The organism is Streptomyces sp. STAM6 (genome assembly GCF_054963715.1).
This window is the reverse complement of sequence record NZ_JBUEFZ010000007.1, coordinates 18510-39081: the sequence shown is the minus strand read 5'-3', so window position 1 is coordinate 39081 and position 20572 is coordinate 18510. Positions and strand designations below refer to the sequence as shown.

At 70.6% G+C, this 20572-nt stretch carries 14 protein-coding genes and 2 pseudogenes; 11 read left to right on the top strand and 5 right to left on the bottom strand.

All coding sequences use genetic code 11. The annotated features are described in order from the left end of the window. The first annotated feature begins 57 nt into the window (after positions 1 to 57). Positions 58 to 285: a hypothetical protein gene (locus ACY34K_RS11650; RefSeq protein ID WP_462746117.1), complete on the top strand. Its 228-nt coding sequence runs from the start codon at positions 58 to 60 to the stop codon at positions 283 to 285. Here ACY34K_RS11650 and ACY34K_RS11645 read toward each other — a convergent pair. Next, on the bottom strand, positions 257 to 1054 hold the full coding sequence (locus ACY34K_RS11645; protein WP_462746116.1) for an IclR family transcriptional regulator: 798 nt from the start codon (positions 1052 to 1054) through the stop codon (positions 257 to 259). The two genes, ACY34K_RS11650 and ACY34K_RS11645, sit on opposite strands and share 29 nt — an antisense overlap. A gap of 153 nt (positions 1055 to 1207) precedes the next feature. Between ACY34K_RS11645 and betA the strand changes: the two genes are divergently transcribed. The 10 genes and pseudogenes from betA (at position 1208) to ACY34K_RS11595 (ending at position 15479) form a co-directional block, all read left to right on the top strand. Then, positions 1208 to 2890, top strand: coding sequence for a choline dehydrogenase (betA, locus tag ACY34K_RS11640; RefSeq protein WP_462746115.1), 1683 nt, complete (start codon positions 1208 to 1210; stop codon positions 2888 to 2890). Positions 2891 to 2902: 12 nt separating this feature from the next. After that, entirely contained in the window at positions 2903 to 3781 is an 879-nt protein-coding gene (locus ACY34K_RS11635) for a methylenetetrahydrofolate reductase (protein ID WP_462746114.1), read from the top strand. 550 nt (positions 3782 to 4331) lie between these two features. Continuing rightward, positions 4332 to 5816, top strand: a complete 1485-nt coding sequence (locus ACY34K_RS11630) for an aldehyde dehydrogenase family protein (RefSeq protein WP_462746113.1) — start codon at positions 4332 to 4334, stop codon at positions 5814 to 5816. A 38-nt stretch (positions 5817 to 5854) separates the two neighbouring features. Beyond that, positions 5855 to 7408, top strand: a complete 1554-nt coding sequence (locus ACY34K_RS11625) for an APC family permease (protein ID WP_462746112.1) — start codon at positions 5855 to 5857, stop codon at positions 7406 to 7408. A gap of 196 nt (positions 7409 to 7604) precedes the next feature. Further along, a complete protein-coding gene (locus ACY34K_RS11620; protein WP_462746111.1) occupies positions 7605 to 10055 on the top strand; it encodes a GcvT family protein in 2451 nt (816 codons plus the stop codon). Continuing rightward, positions 10042 to 10335 (top strand): annotated as a pseudogene (locus ACY34K_RS11615) (tetrahydrofolate dehydrogenase/cyclohydrolase catalytic domain-containing protein); the annotation flags it as partial. The gene ACY34K_RS11620 and the pseudogene ACY34K_RS11615, both read left to right, overlap by 14 nt. A gap of 26 nt (positions 10336 to 10361) precedes the next feature. Next, positions 10362 to 10505, top strand: coding sequence for a hypothetical protein (locus ACY34K_RS11610; RefSeq protein WP_462746110.1), 144 nt, complete (start codon positions 10362 to 10364; stop codon positions 10503 to 10505). Continuing rightward, on the top strand, positions 10502 to 11734 hold the full coding sequence (locus ACY34K_RS11605) for a sarcosine oxidase subunit beta family protein (RefSeq protein ID WP_462746109.1): 1233 nt from the start codon (positions 10502 to 10504) through the stop codon (positions 11732 to 11734). Before ACY34K_RS11610 ends, ACY34K_RS11605 begins: the two co-directional genes overlap by 4 nt. Positions 11735 to 11744: 10 nt before the next feature. After that, positions 11745 to 14872, top strand: a pseudogene (locus tag ACY34K_RS11600) (sarcosine oxidase subunit delta family protein). Continuing rightward, a complete protein-coding gene (locus ACY34K_RS11595) occupies positions 14862 to 15479 on the top strand; it encodes a sarcosine oxidase subunit gamma (protein ID WP_462746108.1) in 618 nt (205 codons plus the stop codon). Before ACY34K_RS11600 ends, ACY34K_RS11595 begins: the two are co-directional and overlap by 11 nt. A 179-nt stretch (positions 15480 to 15658) precedes the next feature. On the opposite strand, the gene ACY34K_RS11590 is transcribed toward ACY34K_RS11595, so the two are convergent. The 4 genes from ACY34K_RS11590 to ACY34K_RS11575 form a co-directional block, all read right to left on the bottom strand. Further along, the gene (locus ACY34K_RS11590) at positions 15659 to 16837 is read right to left on the bottom strand and encodes an NAD(P)/FAD-dependent oxidoreductase (RefSeq protein ID WP_462746107.1); all 1179 of its coding nucleotides are present in this window, start codon (positions 16835 to 16837) and stop codon (positions 15659 to 15661) included. Then, positions 16834 to 17196 (bottom strand): bifunctional 3-phenylpropionate/cinnamic acid dioxygenase ferredoxin subunit, encoded by a 363-nt coding sequence (locus tag ACY34K_RS11585; RefSeq protein ID WP_462746106.1) that lies wholly within the window; start codon positions 17194 to 17196, stop codon positions 16834 to 16836. The genes ACY34K_RS11590 and ACY34K_RS11585 overlap by 4 nt, the downstream gene beginning before the upstream one ends. Before the next feature lie 312 nt (positions 17197 to 17508). Further along, the gene (locus ACY34K_RS11580; RefSeq protein ID WP_462746105.1) at positions 17509 to 19554 is read right to left on the bottom strand and encodes a radical SAM protein; all 2046 of its coding nucleotides are present in this window, start codon (positions 19552 to 19554) and stop codon (positions 17509 to 17511) included. A gap of 45 nt (positions 19555 to 19599) precedes the next feature. Beyond that, positions 19600 to 20568 carry an aldo/keto reductase gene (locus ACY34K_RS11575; protein WP_462746104.1) on the bottom strand — a complete coding sequence of 323 codons (969 nt, stop codon included), beginning with the start codon at positions 20566 to 20568 and terminating at the stop codon, positions 19600 to 19602. Between the last annotated feature and the right edge of the window lie 4 nt (positions 20569 to 20572).

Here is a 20572-nt window from a genome sequence, read left to right as displayed (position 1 = left end):
GGTGTCGGTTCCACCCCGACGATCTCGCCGACAACGGATTCACCGACGGTGACCCGGGTGGATCGGGTCAGTGAGCGGGCGGACGGGGCCGAAAGGCGGGCCGTGTCCTTCCGGGCGGTCGCCTACGACACCCCGCTGGGCTGCTGTGCGGCCTCCTTCCCCGAGACGAACGTCCTGGTCACACTCGGGTCCGTGGCCGACGTCTCCGGCACACCGACGTCCAAGAGCGTCGTCGTGCGGCTGGAGCGTCCTCGGATCAGCCCAGGTATCCCATCCGGAAACTGATCTCCTGGGCACCCTTGAGCAGCAGGGGTGCCATTTCCTCCATGCGTTCCCGGGTGAAGCGGTAGGCGGGGCCGGAGGCGCTGATGGCGGCGATCACATCGCCGTCGCGGGAGCGCACCGGGGCGGCCATGGCATGCAGGCCGATCTCGAACTCCTCGTACGTCGTGGCGTATCCCCGGGTGCGGACCGCGGTGAGTTCCTTCTCCAGCCTGGTCTTCGCCGTGATCGTCTGTGGGGTGATCTTCTTGAGGCCGGACTGGGCCAGGACGGATGCCCGCTCCTTCGCCGACAGCTCGGCCAGCAGTACCTTCCCACTGGAGGTGGCGTGCAGCGGTGTCAGCTGCCCCACCCAGTTGTTCGCCGTCACGGCGCCCGGGCCGTGCACCTGGTAGAGGTTGATCGCGTAGTGGGCCTCGCGCACCGCCACGTTCACCGTCTCGCCCAGTTCCTCGGCGAGTCGTTCGCAGATGGGACGGCCCTGTTCGGTGATGTCGATCCGCCGGCTCACCGCTCCCGCGAGACGGACGATGCCGAACCCGAGCCGGTACTTGCCGCGCTCCGCCGCCTGCTCCACCAGGCCGCGTGCCTCCAGCGCGCCGAGCAGCCGGAAGGCGGTCGATTTGTGCACGTCGATCGTGCTCGCCACCTCGCTCACACCGGCCTCCCCGCGCTGGGCGAGGATCTCCAGGACGGTCACGGCGCGGTCGACGGACTGGACGCCGCCGGCGGCCCCGCTCGTCGCTTCGGAAGCTGTCGTGTCGTTGCTCATACCGAAACTATACGCAAAGAACTCAACGAAAAACTCGGCGGTAGCCGCCTGTCAAATCCGGCATGAGGTTGCGCTTTCTGCAACCTGGTGCGTATAGCGACACCCGTAATAGCATGCGGCGCGTATCGACGGCGCGAGCGGATCGAGGCATCAATGGCGCTCAAGCAGTACGACTTCGTCATCGTCGGTGGGGGTTCGGCGGGGTGTGCCCTGGCGAACCGGCTCTCCGCCGATCCCGGCAACCAGGTCCTGGTGCTGGAGGCAGGGCGGTCCGATCCGCTCTGGGACGTCTTCATCCACATGCCGGCGGCGCTGCCCTTCCCGATCGGCAGCCGCTTCTACGACTGGAAGTACGAGTCGGAGCCCGAGCCCTTCATGGGCGGCCGGCGCATCCACCACGCACGGGGCAAGGTCCTCGGCGGATCCAGCAGCATCAACGGCATGATCTTCCAGCGTGGAAATCCCATGGACTACGAGCGCTGGGGACGGGACCCCGGCATGCGGAACTGGGACTACGCCCACTGTCTGCCCTACTTCAAGCGGATGGAGAACTGTACGGCGGCGGGCCCCGACGACGAGTTCCGCGGACGCTCCGGGCCGTTGGGGCTGGAGCGGGGCCCGGCCACCAACCCCCTCTTCTCGGCGTTCCTGGAGGCCGTGCAGCAGGCCGGCTACCCCCTGACGGACGACGTCAACGGTTACCGGCAGGAGGGCTTCGCCCACTTCGACCGCAACATCCGCCGCGGCCGCCGGCTCTCCGCCGCCCGTGCCTACCTCCATCCCGTCATGAAGCGGCCCAACCTGGAGGTGCGGACCGGCGCCTTCGTCACACGCGTGCTGTTCTCCGGAAAGCGGGCCATCGGCGTGGAGTACCGCTCCAGGGGCGGCCGGAGGCGCCGGATCCGGGCCGGTGAGGTGATCCTCTCGGGCGGCGCGATCAACAGCCCCCAGCTGTTGCAGCTCTCGGGCGTCGGCAACGCCGAGGAACTGCGCAACCTCGGCATCGACGTCGTGTCGCACCTGCCCGGCGTCGGCGAGAACCTCCAGGATCACCTCGAGGTCTATGTGCAGTACGCCTGCAAGCAGCCGGTGTCGATGCAGCCGTACCTGAAGTGGCGCCACCGGCCGTGGGTCGGTCTGCAGTGGCTCTTCCGGAAGGGGCCCGGGGCGACCAACCACTTCGAGGCGGGCGGCTTCGCCCGCAGCAACGAGGACGTCGACTACCCCAACCTGATGTTCCACTTCCTGCCCGTCGCCGTCCGGTACGACGGATCCTCCCCCTCCGGCGGGCACGGCTACCAGGTCCACGTCGGCCCCATGTACTCCGACGCCATCGGTTCCGTCAAGATCAAGAGCAAGGACCCCTCCGTCCACCCGGCCCTGCGGTTCAACTACCTCTCCACCGAGCAGGACCGCCGCGAGTGGGTGGAGGCGATCCGGGTCTCCCGGAACATCCTGAGCCAGTCGGCGATGGACCCGTACAACGGCGGCGAGATATCGCCGGGGCCCGCGGTGGAGACCGACCAGCAGATCCTGGACTGGGTGGCCAAGGAGGGGGAGACGGCACTCCACCCGTCCTGCTCGTGCAAGATGGGCGTCGACGACATGTCCGTGGTCGACCCCGACACCATGCGCGTGCACGGTCTCCAGGGTCTCCGGGTCGTCGACGCGTCGGTCATGCCGTACGTCACCAACGGCAACATCTACGCACCCGTGATGATGGTGGCGGAGAAGGCCGCCGACCTGATCCTCGGCAACAAGCCGCTGGAACCCTCGACGGCGGAGTTCTACCGCCATCGCAGGACGGAGCAGGAGCGCTCTCCCGGCTCCCGCTAGAAAGGACGTGCCGTGAGCCATTCCCTCGAGGCTTCGGACCAGACGTGGCCGGCGCACGGGGCGGCGGCGCGGTTGCTGCCGCTGCTCAGGAGGATCCGTTACGAGGTCCTTCCCACGCGGACCACCGAGGAGAAGGTGCTCCGGCACGTTCCCCGGGAGGTGCCGGTGACGATCACCGCCTCGCCCGTGAAGGGGCTCGCGCCCACGCTGGAACTCACGACGCGGCTGGCCCGGCACGGGTACACCGTCGTCCCCCACGTTCCGGCCCGGCTGATCGAGGGCGAGGCACACCTCGACGACATCGTCGGACGGCTGCGGGAGGCCGGTGTCTCGGACGTGTTCGTCCCGGCCGGCGACGCGGACCCGCCCGTGGGCCGCTACGACGCGGCGCTGCCGGTGCTGCGCCGCATCGCGGAGCTGGGCAGTCCCTTCACGCATGTGGGCATCACCGGGTATCCCGAGAGCCATCCCCGGATCGAGGACGACATCACGGTGCAAGCCATGTGGGACAAGCAGGAATTCTCCACGTACATTGTCAGTAATCTCTGCTTCGACGCTCGCGTCCTGACCGCCTGGCTGGGCAAGGTCCGGCGCCGGCGCGTGGCGCTGCCGGTGTACGTGGGCGTCGCCGGCCCCGTCGAGCGGGCGAAGCTGCTCGCCATGGCGACCAAGATCGGTGTGGGGGAGTCGACCAGGTTCCTCACGCGCCACCCCTCGTGGTTCCTGCGCTTCGCCGCGCCGGGCGGGTACGTTCCCGAACGGCTGCTCCGCCGGGGTGCCCCGGCACTCTCCGCGCCGGGCATGGGAGTGGCGGGCCTGCACATCTTCACGTTCAACCAGCTCGCCGAGACGGAGCGCTGGCGCCGGGCCATGCTGGCACGGGCGTTCTGAGCGCCACATGAGTCCCGGAGGGCCTGGAGCCCGAGGGCATGAAAGAGGGGGAGGCGCACCCGCCGGGGTGCGCCTCCCCCTCCCCGTTTCCGCCGGCGGAAGACGACGGCGCGGTTGCCTTGTGTCATGACCCGGCTCTCGCTGTGCCATGCGACGGCCCGGGCGAGCACTGTGGATGGTGATCGCCCTGCCGGGACGTCGATGTGAAGCGCTCCCGTACGCCGAGCTCACCGCATGGACGAGCCCGGGCCGGTCGGGGCACGAGAGGGTGAGCGCGAACGCGCGGCCGGCCCTGGGCCGCACAGCCATGAAGCCTCCAACTGGTGCTGCCCGCACAACGTTTTGATGGAAAGGCGACATCGCGGGGTGGTGCGCACTTGGCGGGTCACCGGGGGAGCCACCCGGCAGAGTCCCGTCATCAAAGGGGTGGACCGCCGTCTTGACGCGGGGGGCCGGGTGCGTGAATGTGTTCCATCACGAGCAAAGGAATGCGTTATACGCAACCAAGTTCACGCAGCACCCGTGCTTGACCTGCTTGAAGGACCCGCACATGGCAGACCTGTATGTGGACGGCAAGTGGCGCACGCCGGCGAACGGCGGACAGCGGGACATCCTCTGCCCCGCCGACGGCAGGCACGTCGCCTCGGTCTCCGAGGGAACCCGCGCCGACGCGGAGGACGCGATCCACGCCGCCCGCCGGGCATTCGACGAAGGGCCCTGGCCCCACACCCCTGAACGAGAACGCGGAGCCGTGCTGCTGCGCGTCGCCGACCTCCTTGAGGAGCGGGCCGGCGAGGTCGCCCGGGCGGAGTCCCTGGACACCGGTAAGCGCCTCGTGGAGAGCGAGTACGACGTCGCCGACGTCGTGGCGTGCCTCCGCTGGTTCGGCTCCGTCGCCGGCACGGACGCCGGCCGGGTGGTGGACACCGGCCGCGCCGACGCCGTCAGCAGGATCGTCCACGAACCGGTCGGCGTCTGCGGGCTGATCACGCCCTGGAACTACCCGCTGCTCCAGGCCGCCTGGAAGGTCGCCCCGGCCCTGGTAGCCGGTAACACCTTCGTGCTCAAGCCCAGCGAGTTCACCCCTTCCACGTCCATCCTGCTGGTGCGGCTGCTGGAGGAGGCCGGACTGCCCCAGGGGGTCGCCAACCTGGTTCTCGGCGCCGGACCCGAGGTCGGCGCCCCCCTTGCCGAGCACCCCGATGTCGACCTCGTCTCCTTCACGGGAGGCCTTCCGACCGGGCGGCGGATCATGGCCGCGGCGGCGACCACCGTGAAGAAGGTGGCCCTCGAACTCGGCGGCAAGAACCCCAATGTGGTGTTCGCCGACGCCGACTTCGAGACGGCCGTGGACTTCGCCCTCACCGCGGTGTTCCTCCACTCCGGACAGGTGTGTTCGGCCGGTGCGCGTCTGGTCGTCGAGGACTCACTGCACGACGCCTTCGTCGACGAGCTGGTACGCCGCGCCGAACGGATCCGGCTGGGCGGGCCGTTCGACGAGACGGCCGAGACGGGCCCGCTGATCTCGGCCGGGCACCGCCTCAAGGTCGAGCAGTACGTCGCCGCCGGAATCGCCGAAGGGGTGGTACTGCGCTGCGGCGGCACACGTCCCGCCGACGAGCGTCTGGCCGGTGGTTTCTACTATCTGCCGACCGTGCTCGACGAGTGTCACCAGGGTATGAGCGTGGTCCACGAGGAGTCCTTCGGCCCGGTGCTGACCGTGGAGCGGTTCACGGACGAGGACGACGCCGTGCGGATCGCCAATGACACCGAGTACGGGCTGGCCGGGGCCGTGTGGACGCAGAACGCGGGCAGGGCCCAACGCGTGGCGCGCCGGCTGCGGCACGGAACCGTGTGGATCAACGACTACCACCCTTATCTGCCGCAGGCCGAGTGGGGCGGGTTCGGCCGTTCCGGAGTCGGCCGCGAACTGGGCCGGGCCGGTCTCGACGAGTACCGCGAACCCAAGCACATCTGGCAGAACGTCGACCCCCGGCCGCAGCACTGGTTCTCCAATCCACCGGAGACCGATTAGCCCGGACCGTCTCCTCCCCCTTCACCCAGGAGTTGTCCATGACCACTGCGCCACCCGGCCGGCCGCTGGCCAACGTGCCGGCCGACGACGACGCCGAGCTCGCCGAATTCGGCTACCGCCCCGAACTCAAGCGGACTCTCGGCAACTTCCACACCTTCGCGGCGGGAATCTCCTACATCTCGATCCTGACCGGCACCTTCCAGCTCTTCTACTTCGGGTACGCGAGCGGCGGTCCCGCCTACTGGTGGTCCTGGCCGATGGTGTTCGTCGGCCAGTTCATGGTGGCGCTCTGCTTCGCCGAGCTGGCGGCCCGCTACCCCGTCGCGGGAAGCATCTACAACTGGGCCAAAAGAATGGGCAATCCGCACATAGGCTGGCTGGCCGGGTGGATGATGCTGATCGCCTCGATCGTCTCGATCGCGGCCGTGGCGCTCGCCTACCAGCTCACCCTGCCGCAGATATCGTCCGTCTTCCAGTTCGTCGGGGACGGCTCCGGCCCCTACGACAAGCCCACCAACGCCGTTCTCCTCGCGGCGGTCCTGATCCTGTTCACCACCCTGGTCAACGCCTTCGGTGTGAAACTGATGGCGCGCATCAACACCGCAGGTGTGTTCCTGGAGCTGATCGCGACGGTCGTGCTGATCGTGCTCCTCGGGATCAACGTGGTGCGCGGTCCGGAGGTGGTCATGGAGACCGGGGGCACCGGCGACGGCCAGCCCTTCGGCTACCTCGGCGCCTTCCTGATCGCGTCCCTCGCCTCGGCGTACGTGATGTACGGCTTCGACACCGCGGCCTCGCTCGGTGAGGAGTCGCTGGACCCCTCGCGCAACGCACCGCGGGCCATCATCCGCGCCATCGTCGCCTCCTTCGTCCTGGGTGGACTCGTCCTCATCCTCGCGCTGATGAGCGTCTCCAGCCTGAACGGCGAGAAGATCTCCGTGGAAGGACTGCAGTTCGTGGTCCTGGACGTGCTCGGCCCGACGGCCGGGCAGGCGATGCTCTGGTGCGTACTGGTCGCCGTCACGGTGTGCGCCCTCGCCGTCCACACCGCGGCGATCCGGCTCGCCTTCGCCATGGCCAGGGACAACAACCTGCCCGGGGCGTCCCGGCTCGCCAAGGTGAGCCCGCGGTTCGGGACCCCGGTCCTGCCGACGGTCATCATCGGCGTGCTGGCCCTGGGGATCCTCGTGGTGAACATCCGTCAGCCCCAGATCTTCACGGTGGTCACCAGCATCGGCATCATCATGATCTACGTGGCCTACCTGCTGGTCACGGGTCCGATGCTGGTGGCGCGGCTGCGCGGGAAGTGGCAGCCCGCAGAGGGCAAGTTCTCCCTGGGGCGCTGGGGCCTGCCGGTGAACGTCCTCGCCGTCGTCTGGGGCGGGCTCATGACGCTCAACCTGATCTGGCCGCGGGGCGAGGTCTACAACGCCACCGCCCCGTACCACTGGTATCTGCGCTGGGGCGCGGTGCTGTTCGTCGGTGTCATCGCGATCGGTGGGTTCGGCTACTACTGGTTCGTGCAGCGGCATCGCACGGGAGTGCTGGCGGAACACGCCGCGGGCGCCGCGGCGCCCGGAAGGGACCAGTAGTGCACGCCACGGTCTGACCGCCGTGGGTCGCCGTGCCCGGAGAGCTGTTCACAACAGCCCTCCGGGCACGGCTTTTTATGGCGTTCGAAAGGGATGTGCACGGCGGGTTCGAGCCCTTGACACTCCCTTCTCGCGACGGGCAGGGTGTGTTGCGCAAGCTGAATCTAGTTGCGCTAAAAGCAACGGAGGTTAGGCGATGGCAGGGCCGAAGGTGGTCATCATCGGAGCGGGTGTAGTGGGAGCGGCGCTGGCCGACGAGCTCTCCGCCCGGGGCTGGAACCGTGTCACGGTCGTCGATCAGGGACCCTTGCCGGCCACGGGCGGATCGTCGTCGCACGCCCCCGGGCTGGTCTTCCAGGTCAATCCGTCGAAGGCCATGACCGAGATGGCCCGCTACACCGTGGAGAAGTTCTGCTCCCTGGAAGTCGACGGAGAGAGCTGTTTCCGGCAGGTCGGTGGTCTGGAGGTCGCGACCACCCCGGAACGGCTCGTCGAACTGCGCCGCAGGCACGGCTGGATCACCGCCTGGGGCATCGAGTCCCGGCTGCTCACCCCCGACGAGTGCCTCGCCCTGCACCCGCTGCTCGACCGCGAGCGGGTCCTGGGAGGACTCCACGTCCCCACGGACGGACTGGCGCGAGCCGTCCACGCCGTCCAGGCGCAGATCGACCGCGCCACCGGACGCGGAGTGCGCTTCCTGGCCCGCCACGAGGTGCTCGACATCCGCCGCGAGGACGGCCCGGAGGGGGAGCGCGTCACGGGAGTCGTCACCGACCGGGGCGAGATCGCCGCCGACATCGTGGTCTGCTGCGCCGGCATCTGGGGGCCGAAGGTCGCCCGCATGGCGGGTATGAACCTCCCCCTGACGCCTCTCGCCCACCAGCTCGCCTGGACCGGCCCCGTGCCCGCCCTCGCGGGTCAGAAGGAGGAGGCCGTCCGGCCCATCCTCCGCCACCAGGACGCCGACCTGTACTTCCGCGACCGCTTCGACCGGCTCGGTATCGGCTCCTACGGCCACCGGCCCATGCCGGTCTCCGCCGACGACATCGCCTCCGTCGACGAGGCGGAAGCGACGCCCTCCGTACTGCGCTTCACCGAGGACGACTTCACCGAGGCCTGGTCACAGACACAACAACTGCTGCCGTGTACCCGCGACGCCAAGGTCGAGGAAGGCATCAACGGCCTGTTCTCCTTCACCACCGACGGAATGCCCCTGCTCGGGGAGTCACCCGACCTCAAGGGCTTCTGGGTGGCCGAGGCCGTGTGGGTCACGCACTCCGCCGGTGTCGGCAGAGCCATGGCCGAATGGCTCGTCGACGGCCACTGCTCCACGTTCGACCTGCACGAGTGCGACGTCAACCGCTTCGAGGAGCATCAGCTGGCACCCGAATACGTCCTGGCCCGGGACTGCCGGAACTTCGTCGAGGTCTACGACATCATCCACCCGCTCCAGCCGCCGGGCGAGCCGCGACCGCTGCGCACCAGCCCCTTCCACCAGCGCCAACGCGAACTCGGCGCGGTCTTCCTGGAGGCCTCCGGGTGGGAGCGCCCCCAGTGGTACGAGGCCAACGAGCCGCTGCTCGCCGACCGGGACATCCCCACCCCGAACGACTGGGCCGCCCGATACTGGTCCCCCATCGTCGCCGCCGAGGCACAGGTGACCCGGGAGAGCGTCGCGCTCTACGACATGACCGCCCTCAAACGCATCGAGGTGACCGGCCCCGGTGCGGCAGCCCTTCTCCAGAAGCTGACCACCGGGAACGTCGACCGGGCCGTCGGCTCCGTCACCTACGCCCTGATGCTCGACGAGGACGGCGGCATCCGCAGCGACATCACCGTCGCCCGGCTCGGCCGTGACCACTTCCAGGTCGGTGGCAACGGCAACCTCGACGTGGTCTGGCTGGGCCGCCACGCTCCCACCGACGGCTCGGTCACCGTCCGCGACATCACCGCGGGCACCTGCTGCGTCGGCCTGTGGGGCCCCAAAGCCCGCGAGGTGCTCCAGCCCCTGACCCGGGACGACTTCTCGGGCGCCGGGCTGCGCTACTTCCAGGCGAAGCGGGCCCACATCGGCTCCGTACCCGTCACCGCCATGCGGCTGAGCTACGTCGGCGAATCGGGCTGGGAGATCTACACCACCGCCGACATGGGCCTGAAGCTCTGGGACACCCTCTTCGAGGCGGCGCGGCCACACGGAGGAATCGCTGCCGGGCGCGGCGCCTTCAACAGCCTGCGGCTGGAGAAGGGGTACCGCTCCTTCGGCACCGACATGACCTACGAGCACGACCCGTACGAAGCGGGCCTCGGATTCGCCGTGAAGGCGGGCAAGAGCGACTTCCTCGGCAAGGCCGCCCTCGAACGGCGCGCGGTGACGGTGACACGGCGGCTGACCTGCCTGACCATCGACGACCCGCGGGCCGTCGTGATGGGCAAGGAGCCGGTCCACGACGGCGAGACCTGCGTCGGATACGTCACCAGCGCGGCGTACGGCTACACCATCGGCAAGGGCATCGCCTACGCCTGGCTGCCCGCCGACCGCTCCACGCCCGGCACGGCCCTGGAGATCGGCTACTTCGACCAGCGCGTCCCCGCCGTGGTCGCCGAGGAGCCCCTGTTCGATCCCGCCATGAGCCGTCTGCGCGGGTGACCGTCCCGGCGCACACGCCAGGCCCCCCGAAGGGAAGCACGTGACCGCACACCGCGACCGCGCCGCCGGCATCGTCTCGATCCGCGGAGAGCTGCCCGCCGACGCCTCCCCGTGGCAGGTGGAAGCGTCATCGACGAACTCGACGCCGCCCCGGCCTGCACCGGCCGCATCCTCCAGCTGCCGCTGCCGGGTGGGCGGCCTGGACGCCAACGCCGTAATGGAACGCATGGACCCGGCCAAGGACGCCGACGGACTGCACCCCGTCAGCCTCGGCCGGCTCGCCGGCAACCGCTCGAAGGAGGCCCCGTGAGCACCCCGCACCCCCACGCGTACGCCACCCTGCTGAACGCACCGCTCGACGAACCGGACCCCGGGGTCCACGCCGAGGGCGGCGCCGCACCCGGCCGTCTGCGGTCCACCCCGGAAATGACCGGCGGAGGCCCGTCGTGACGCCCCGTACCCCCGGCGCCGGCATTCCGGAACACCCGGACTGGCTCTGGCGCACACCAACCCCCAAGAAGTCGTACGACGTGGTGATCGTCGGCGGCGGCGGCCACGGTCTCGCCACCGCCCACTACCTCGCGAAGAACCACGGCATCACCGATGTCGCCGTCCTGGAACGAGGGTGGCTGGGCGGCGGGAACATGGCCCGCAACACCACCATCATCCGGTCCAACTACCTGTGGGACGAGAGCGCCGGCATCTACGAGCACGCCCTGAAACTCTGGGAAGGGCTGGAGGCGGACCTCGACTACCCCCTCCTGTTCTCCCAGCGCGGTGTCCTCAACCTCGCCCACAGTCTCCAGGACGTGCGCGACAGCGTCCGGCGCGTCGAGGCGAACCGGCTCAACGGGGTCGACGCCGAGTGGCTGGACCCGGAGCAGGTCAAGGAAGCCTGCCCCATCGTCAACGTCTCGCCGGATGTGCGCTATCCGGTCCTCGGCGCCACCTACCAGGCCAGAGCGGGCATCGCCAAGCACGACCACGTGGCCTGGGGACTGGCCAGGGCCGCCGACGCGGCCGGTGTCGACCTCATCCAGAACTGCGAGGTCACCGGCATTGACGTACGGGACGGCAGGGTCGTGGGAGTGCGGACCTCGCGCGGCACCATCGCCGCCGGCAAGGTGGCCCTCTGCGCGGCCGGACACTCCTCCGTGCTGGCACGCATGGCGGGCTTCGACCTGCCGGTCCAGAGCCATCCGCTCCAGGCCCTCGTTTCCGAGCTCCTCGAACCCGTCCACCCCACCGTCGTGATGTCCAACGCCGTGCACGTCTACGTCAGCCAGGCCCACAAGGGCGAGCTGGTCATGGGCGCAGGCATCGACGCGTACAACTCCTACACCCAGCGCGGGGCGTTCCACATCATCGAACGCCAGATGGCCGCGGCCCTGGAACTCTTCCCCATCTTCGCCCGGGCCCATGTGCTTCGCACCTGGGGAGGCATCGTCGATGTCAGCCCCGACGCGTCACCCATCGTCGGGCTCACCCCCGTCGGCCACCTCTACCTCAACTGCGGCTGGGGCACGGGCGGCTTCAAGGCGACCCCCGGTGTGGGATCCGTCTTCGCCCACACCATCGCCCACGACGCGCCGCACCCGCTGAACCAGCCCTTTTCCCTGGACCGATTCACCACGGGCGCGCTCGTCGACGAGCACGGCGCGGCAGCGGTGGCCCACTGAGGAGCAGGACATGATGCTCATCCCATGCCCCTGGTGCGGGCCGCGCGACGAAGCCGAGTTCCACTACGGCGGGCAGGCGCACGTGCCCCACCCCGAGGACCCCGCTGCCCTCACCGACGAGGAATGGGCCCGCTACCTCTTCTTCCGCGACAACCCCAAAGGTCCCTTCGCCGAGCGGTGGAGCCATGCCGCGGGGTGCCGCAGATGGTTCAACGCCGTCCGGAACACGGAGACCAACGACATCCTCGCCGTGTACCGGATCGGCGAGCCGAGGCCGGTGATCGCATGACCACACAGCCCTTCCGCCTGCCGGGACACGGGCGGATCTCCCCGGCGGAAACCCTCCGCTTCGTCTTCGACGGCGTGGCGTACACGGGTCACCGGGGCGACACGCTCGCCTCGGCCCTCCTCGCCAACGGCGTCCACCACGCCGGTACCAGCGTGAAGCTCGGCCGCCCCCGCGGCATCTTCGCCGCGGGCAGCGAGGAACCCAACGCCGCCGTACAGATCGAAGCCCCTTTCCTGGAGCCCATGCTCACCGCGACGACCGTCGAGCTGTACGACGGGCTCGTGGCGAGCAGCCTCCCGGGACAGGGACGCCTCGCCACCGTCCCCGACCCCTCCCGCTACGACGCGGTGTACGCCCACTGCGACGTCCTCGTCGTCGGCGCGGGCCCGGCCGGCCTCGCCGCGGCCGCGACCGCGGCCACCGCGGGCGCGCGTGTGATCCTCGCCGACGAACAGCCCGAACCCGGCGGCAGCCTCCTCGGCACCCGGGAGCGCCTGGACGGCGCACCCGGTGCCGACTGGGCGGCGGACACCGTCGCGGAACTCCGTGCCACGCCCGGCGTCCGCGTACTGCCCCGTACCACCGTCTTCGGCCACTACGACGACAACTACCTGCCGGCCGTGGAACGGCGTACCAACCACCTCGGTCGGCGCGCCCCCGACCACGTCTCGCGCGAACGCGTCTGGCGCATCCGCGCCCGGCGGGTGATCTTGGCGACCGGAGCGTACGAGCGGTCACCCGCCTTCGCCGGCAACGACCGTCCGGGCGTCATGCTCGCGGGTGCCGCGCGCACCTACGCCGCACGGTACGGGGTCGCGGCCGGCCGCCGCGCTGTCGTGTTCACCACGAACGACAGCGCGTACGCGTCCGCCGTCGACCTGGCCGCCATGGGAGTGGAGATCGCCGCGATCGCCGACACGCGACGAGTACCCGGGGAGTGGGCGCGTCGGGCGGAACAGGCCGGGATCGAGGTCGTCCCCGGTCACGTCGTGACGGGCACCGACGGCGACCCCAGGGTGACGTCCGTGACCGTCGCGCCGAACGCCGACCACGGCGCGAGCCGCCGGATCGACGCCGACCTGCTGCTCGTGTCCGGCGGCTGGAACCCCGTCGTCCACCTCTACAGCCAGGCGGGCGGCCGGCTGCGGTACGACGAAGGAGCCGGCTCCTTCCTCCCGGCGGACTGCCACCAGGCGGTGGAACCGGTCGGCGCCGCGGCGGGCACGTACACCCTCGACGCATGCCTCGCGGACGGGCGGGAGGCCGCCCGCTGGGCCCTCGCGGCCGAAGGACTCACCGCCGGAACACCACGTCCGCTGCCCCGCACCGAACCGGTCCCGCGTGCATGCGCCCCGGACCACGTGTTCGTCGTCCCGGCCGGCGACGGCGACCACACCACCCACTTCGTCGACCTCCAGCGGGACGTCACCGTCGAGGACCTGCGACGCGGCACGGGCGCCGGACTGACGTCCGCGGAACACCTGAAGCGCTACACCACCGCGGGCACGGCCCACGACCAGGGCAAGACCTCCGGCATCCTGACGAGCGGAGTCGTGGCGCACCTGCTGGGCGTGGACATCGCCTCGCTCGGCACCACGACCTTCCGCCCGCCCTTCACACCGGTGTCCTTCGCCGCACTCGCCGGCCGTGACCGCGGCAGGCTGCACGACCCCGTCAGGGTCACGCCGCTGCACGCCTGGCACGCCTCGCACGGGGCGGCCTTCGAGAACGTCGGCCAGTGGAAGCGGCCCTGGTACTACCGCCGGGACGGCGAGGACATGGAGACCGCGGTCCTGCGGGAGTGCCGTGCGGCCCGCGAGGGGGTCGCGTTCATGGACGCGTCCACGCTCGGCAAGATCGAGGTCGTCGGGGCCGACGCCGCGGTCTTCCTCGACAGGCTCTACACCAACATGATGAGCACCCTGAAGCCGGGCACGATCCGGTACGGGGTGATGTGCCGTCCCGACGGGATGGTGTTCGACGACGGCACGGTCATCCGGCTCGGCCCCGAACGGTTCCTCGTCACCACCACGACCGGCAACGCGGCGGCGGTGCTGGACTGGATGGAGGAGTGGCTCCAGACCGAATGGCCCGGACTGCGCGTCCACTGCACCTCCGTCACCGAACAGTGGGCCACCGTGGCCCTCGTCGGACCCCGCTCGCGTGAACTCCTCGGCCGGGTCGCGCCCGCGCTCGCCGTCGACAACGACAGCTTCCCGTTCATGGCGTGGCGGGACACCGTCGTCGCCGGCATCGACGCCCGGGTCTGCCGGATCAGCTTCTCCGGCGAACTGGCCTTCGAGATCAACGTCTCGCCCTGGGAGGCCGAGGCCCTGTGGGCCGTGCTCCACGAAGAGGGCGGGCCGATGGGCATCACCCCGTACGGCACCGAGACCATGCACGTCCTGAGGGCCGAGAAGGGCTACCCCATCGTCGGCCAGGACACCGACGGCACCGTCACTCCCCAGGATCTCGGCATGGGCTGGGTGGTGTCGAGGAAGAAGCCGGACTTCATCGGCAAGCGTTCCTTCGCCCGCCCGGACACGAGCCGCCCCGACCGCAAGCACCTCGTCGGGCTGCTGCCGGAGGACCCCGGCACCCTGTTGCCGGAAGGCACCCAGCTGATCGCCTCGCCCACCCTCCCCGAACCGCCCGTACCGATGCTCGGCCACGTCACCTCCAGCTACCGCAGCGCCGCACTGGGCAGCACGTTCGCGCTGGCCCTGGTCCGCGGGGGACGGGACCGCGTGGGCGAGCGACTGTACGCGCCCGTCGGCGACGACCTGGTGCCGGTGAAGGTCACCGGCCCCGTGCTCTACGACCCCGAAGGAGCCCGCCGTGACGGCTGACACCATCCACCGCCGAAGCCCCCTGGGCCACCTGGCTCCCGCGCTGTCCGCCGCCACACGCACCTCGCGAGGTGCCGTGCGGCTGGCCGAACTTCCCTTCCTCACTCAGGTCAACCTGCGCCTGGACCCCAAGGGGCCGGCCGCCGACAGCGTCGCCGGCGCACTCGGCGCCGCTCTGCCCACCGAACCCAACACCCTCGTGCGAACGGGGTTGCTGGCGGTGCTGTGGCTGGGCCCCGACGAATGGCTGGTCGTCGGTCCCCCCGACGTGCGCGAGACACTGCCGGCCGAACTCGGTGCGGCACTCGGCACCGAACACGGCTCGGTCGTCGACGTGTCCGCGCAGCGCACGACCTTGCTGGTCTCCGGGCCACGCGCCGGCGACGTCCTCGCGCACGGCTGTCCCCTCGATCTCCACCCCAGGAGCTTCGGACCAGGGCAGTGTGCCCAGACGACACTGGCCCGCACACAGGTGATCGTGGTGCCCCGTGAAGGCGGCGCGGGGCCGGGATTCTGGGTCCTCGTCCGCGCGTCGTTCGCCGAGTACCTCGCCGAGTGGTTGCTGGACGCGGCCGTCGAGTACGTCGAGCGGGGGCAGGTGGCGTAGCACAGGGAGAGGCCCCGCCCGGCGCACTGCCGGGCCGGGCCTCTCGGTGTGGCGGTTTCCGTGTCCGGACGTCGACGATGTCCGTCAGCAGCGTCCGCCGGGGCCGGGGGAGGCCGTCCGGGTGGGCGGCCGGGGACCGGCCCCGGGCGGGGACGTTCACCGTGCGGCCGGCGGGACGTTCACCGTGCGGCCGCTTTCGTGCGTGCGCCGGCCGACAGCGTGCGCCGGTACCGGGTGAAGGTCCGCGTGGCATTGACGCCGAGCACGGCGACCGGACCGCCCTCGCGGCGGTAGACCGCCACGAAGCTGCTGTCGTCGACCGTTCCCTCCTCCACCGCCACGGAGTCGGCGCGGTCGGCGTGGCCGGCGAACTGGATGCGCACCCCGTACTGGTCGGACCAGAAGTACGGGGCCTTGGGGTCGGGGGGTGTCAGGGACGGGTCCAGCAGCGTGGCCGCCGCGACGGCGGGCATCTCCCGCGCGCCGGTCCAGTGCTCGACCCGGCGGTGGGCCCCGGCCTCGGGGTCGTACCAGGCCGCGCAGTCGCCCACGGCCACGACCTGCGGGATGTTGGTGAGCCCGCCGGGGCCGCAGTGGACCCCGTTGCTGAGCCGTACACCGGAGTTCCGCAGCCAGTCGACACCGGGGAGCGCGCCGATGCCGACGACCACCGTGTCGGCGGGGAGGAGGGTTCCGTCCTGCAGGACCACCCCGTTCACACGGCCCTGGCCGGTGAGTGAGCGGACGCCGGCTCCGGTGATGAGGCGGACCCCGTGGTCCGCGTGGAGCCCGGCCAGTGTCGTGGCCATGCGCGTGCCGAAGGTACGGGCCAGCGGTACCTCGGCCGCCTCGACCACCGTGACCCGGAGTCCGAGCGTCCGGGCCGTCGAGGCGACCTCCGCTCCGACGAAGCCGCCGCCGATCACGACGAGCCGTCCCCCGAGGGTCAGGTCACGCCGCAGCGCGCGGGCGTCGTCGAGGGTGCGGAGCGTGTGGACTCCGGTGAGCCGGGCGGTGCCGGGCAGTCGTCGCGCGGCCGCACCGGTCGCGATGACGACGCCGTCCGCCTGCACCGGACGCCCGTCGCTCAGGACGACGGTGCGCTGTCGCGGCTCCAGATCGACGGCCCGGGCGCCGAGCAGCCACTCGGCCTCGAGCCCCTCGTCCTCCAGTTCCAGCGACAGTGCCGGTTCGTCGATGTCCCCGGCGAGGAACTCCTTGGACAGCGGAGGCCGGTCGTAGGGCCGGTGCGTCTCCTCGCCCACAAGGATCAACCGCCCGTCGTAGCCCTGCTTCCGCAACGATCGGGCGGCCGAGAGGCCGGCCAGCGACGCCCCGACGATGGCGACGGTCCTCATGCGCGCCCCCCGGTGAGGCGAGAGGTGATGTCGGGCGGCAGGTTCGGCTCGGCCCGGGAAGGCACGACGTAGACCATTCCCTCTTCGATGACGACCTCATGGGTGCGTACGGGCCGCTTGGCGGGAGGCGCGTCCGCGCAGCCGGTCCGCAGGTCGAACTTCGAGGCGTGGAGGGGGCATTCGACCTCACAGCCCTCCAGCCAGCCGTCGGCGAGCGACGCGTCCTGGTGGGTGCATGTGTCGTCGATGGCGTAGACCTCCCCCTCCTCGGTGTGGAACACCGCGATGGGGGGCTCGGTATCGAGCCGGTGGGCTTCACCCTGCGGCAGATCCGCGAGCGGGCAGACGGGAATCCTCATGACACCTCGTTGCGTCTCGGTGCGTATGATGAAACAAATTGCGACCTGCGCAACGCCCATGGTGGGTCCGGCCCCCGGTGGTGTCAAGGCCGGGAATTACCCGGAAAAAGGCCCGGGGGAGCCCTTGTCGGCCGCGGCGCGGCGGAGCTCACGGGCTCGCGACACGAGCGCCGGCCCCGGCGCCTGCCGGCGTGCGTCAGCAGCGCCGGCCCTCCCGGAACGCCCGGTGGGGTCGCCGATGTGCGTCGGCCTGCCGGGCCCGTCGCGCGGGGCTCGGCAGGCCGGCGCACCGGTTCCGCGGGCCGTGTGGCCTCAGTGGCGGGTCCGCAGGGGCTTCCCCCGCTCCCGCAGCGTCCAGGGTGCCGCGAGTTCATGGACGAGCAGTCGGTCCGCGAGAGTGCCCCGCTGCTCGGGGTCGAGCGCGGCGACCGAGGTGACGAGACGCGCCGCGGCGGTCTGGTCCAGGAGCCCGTCGTGGGCGAGGAGGCGGGCCGTTTCCGCGTCGAGGAGAGCGGGGACCGCGGTGTCGTCCGGCCGCGGCCGGGTGGCGAGCCGCAGGGGTTCGGCGGCTTCGTCGGGCAGGAGGCCGGCGTACCCGGGCAGGTCGGCGTCGTCGGCGACGAGCAGAAGGTGTTTGGCGATCAGCGGCGCTTCCGGGAAGGGGGTGGGCACGCCCAGGGGCGCCAGGGTCGCCGGCGGGAGACCGGCCACACAGCCGGCGTGCAGCAGGATCTCCCGGACGCGCAGGGCGCGCGGTGTGTCGGGCAGCAGGGCGTTCGTGCGCTCCAGGAAGCCGGTGAGGACCGCGTCGGCCTCGTCGGTGGCGGTGCCCCGCGATCCGCGGAAGTAGCGGGCCAGATAGCCGTACCACCAGGCGAGTTGGACCACGTACAGCTCCGCGACGGTGTCCTCGTAGGCGTCGGGCGGGAGCAGTCCTTCAGCGTCGAAGTCGCGCAGGGCGGGCACGAGGTCGCGGTAGAGGAGGCGTATCCAGGTGTGCGGGGAGCGCTGCACGCCCCAGCAGTCGCCGCGCGCGTGGTCCGCCAGCAGTTCGGCCAGGGCGATGCCACCGGCGGCGAAGTCCGTGGTGACACCGGTGCCGTCGGCCTCGAAGTGGTAGAGGTGGTCGTCCGCGAGCGGCGGCCGGGGGGTGGGAAGCTTGTCGTCGATCAGCCGCTCCAGTTCGGCGTAGCGTCGGTGGAGCGAATCGAGGGGCAGGTCGAGCCGTGGGTGGAGGGGGTTGGCGAACCGGTTCTTGATCTTGGCGATCTCCTCGGACAGGGCCTGGTAGAGGAAGATCTTGTCGAACCGGTAGCTGAAGGACAGACCGATGTAGGGGAAGACGGTGCAGCCCCGGCACTCCGAACGGTGTCCCACCTCCTCGTCACGCACCCGGACGAACTCCTCGTCCCGCACAAGTTCGCTCAGACTCCGGTCCCACGCCAGCGAGTTGTCGAACGCGTGGTAGCACGGCAGGACCAGGCGGCCGTCCGGGCCGACGGTCAGGATGCGCTTGTTGGCGAAGCAGTCCGTGGGCGTGGTCGGATCCAGGCTCTCCATGTACTTGCGGAAGTGCAGGTTGATGAGCGCGTACGGCTGGTACAGCAGGCGCAGCAGCTCCTCGGCGATCCGCCCGCCCGTCGGCTCGGAGGCGGACATGCGATCCGTGCGCGCCGGGCCGGCGTCCGCGAGCGGCTTGCCGTTCTGCTCGATCAGCTTCAGTTTCCGGGCGGTCCGGTTGACGTCGCGGACCGTGTCCTGCTCGTCGAAGTACTCGAACATGCCGGAGAAATAGACGGGCAGCCGGTTGTCGTGCGCGAAGCGCAGCAGGTCCGGCAGCTCGTCCAGGTTCTCCCGGGTGACCACGCAGATGAGCTTCAGGTTGCCCGATCCGGTGGCGTTGACACGCTGGATCACGTCGAGCGCCCGGTCCAGGGTGGGAACCCCGCGGATGGCCCGGTAGCGGTCGGCCCTGAGGGTGTCGAGGGAGACGTTCATCGTGTCGACGTGGGGCACGATGGCCTCGATGTGACGGGCGAAGCGGATCCCGTTGGTGGTGATCTCGACCGTCATCCCGAGGGACTTGGCGTACTGGACGATTCCGTCGATGTGCGGATGCAGGACGGGTTCGCCGCCCGTGAAGTCGACGTAGCGGACGCCGAGGGCGTACAGCTCGTCCAGGCTCTGCCGGGCACGTTCCAGGGTCAGTTCCTCGTAGCCCTTGAACTTGTCGTCCTGCCAGACGTTGCAGTACCCGCAGAGCGAGTTGCAGCGGAAGGTGATGTAGAAGCGGGCCGCCTGCAGTTGCCCGGGGATGGTGGCGGTCGCGGTGGCCGGTGCGGCGCTGCTCGGTGTCACTGTGGTCTCCGTGGGTGGGGGCGGGGCGGGCGGCGGGCCCGTGGGTCAGGGGAGGGGCACACCACGGGCGGCGACCCACAGCGCGTACCACTCCTCGTGGGAGAGGTCGGGCTCCGAGGCGGCCGCGTCACGGCAGGCACGGATGCGGTCGGGCCGGCTGCTGCCGACGACCGGGCGGATACGGGCCGGGTGCCGCATCAGCCACCACAGCAGCACGGTCTCCGGGGTGGTGCCCTTGGCGGCGGCGAGGTCCCTGATCAGTACGGCGGCCGGTGACGGCTCCTCGCCCGTGTAGCGGCCCCGGGCCAGGGCTCCCCACGCCTGGAGCTCGATGCCGTGGGCCTGGCAGTATTCGAGCGTCCCGGCGGGGAAGCCGTTCGCGGCCGCGCCGCTCGTGTTCACCAGGACCCCGGCCTCGACCCAGTCGCGCCGCTCCAGGCTCATCTCCAGCTGGTTGGCCACGAGCGGCACATCGAGGTGGGCCTGCAGATGGGCGATCTGCGCGGCGCTCATGTTCGACACGCCGAACCGCCGGACCAGGCCCTCCCCGTGGAGGACGCCGAAGGCCTCGGCGATCTCCCCGGGCGTGGCCAGCGGGTCGGGACGGTGCAGCAGCAGGGTGTCGAGGACGTCCGTACGCAGCCGGGTCAGGCTCTCGCGCACCCTGCGGACGATGCTGTCCGCGCGCAGGTCGTAGAGGCCCGGGCGGCCGTCCTCCGGCAGCCGGATGCCGCATTTGCTCTGCAGCACGATCCGCTCGCGCAGTCCCGGCGTCCGGGACAGGACCTCGCCGAACACCGCCTCGGACTTGCCGTGCCGGTAGATGTCCGCGTGGTCGAAGGTGGTGATGCCCGCGTCGAGCGCGGCCCGGATCGCGGCCTCCGCATGGTCGATGTCCTCGGCGGTGTACGGCGCGTCGTCCCAGGCACCGCCCAGGCCCATGCACCCGTACAGCAGCCGCCCGTGGGGCGGCCGGCCGGCCGGGGGTTCGGGGCTCAAGGTCGTGTCGTGCATGTGC

Bases quoted from the DNA above. Each gene is read 5' to 3' on its own strand.
- ACY34K_RS11620 (WP_462746111.1), top strand. From the start codon at position 7,605: ATGGCAGGGCCGAAGGTGGTCATCATCGGAGCGGGTGTAGTGGGAGCG.
- betA (WP_462746115.1), top strand. From the start codon at position 1,208: ATGGCGCTCAAGCAGTACGACTTCGTCATCGTCGGTGGGGGTTCGGCG.
- ACY34K_RS11575 (WP_462746104.1), bottom strand. From the start codon at position 20,568: ATGCACGACACGACCTTGAGCCCCGAACCCCCGGCCGGCCGGCCGCCC.
- ACY34K_RS11645 (WP_462746116.1), bottom strand. From the start codon at position 1,054: ATGAGCAACGACACGACAGCTTCCGAAGCGACGAGCGGGGCCGCCGGC.
- ACY34K_RS11585 (WP_462746106.1), bottom strand. From the start codon at position 17,196: ATGAGGATTCCCGTCTGCCCGCTCGCGGATCTGCCGCAGGGTGAAGCC.
- ACY34K_RS11625 (WP_462746112.1), top strand. From the start codon at position 5,855: ATGACCACTGCGCCACCCGGCCGGCCGCTGGCCAACGTGCCGGCCGAC.
- ACY34K_RS11590 (WP_462746107.1), bottom strand. From the start codon at position 16,837: ATGAGGACCGTCGCCATCGTCGGGGCGTCGCTGGCCGGCCTCTCGGCC.
- ACY34K_RS11630 (WP_462746113.1), top strand. From the start codon at position 4,332: ATGGCAGACCTGTATGTGGACGGCAAGTGGCGCACGCCGGCGAACGGC.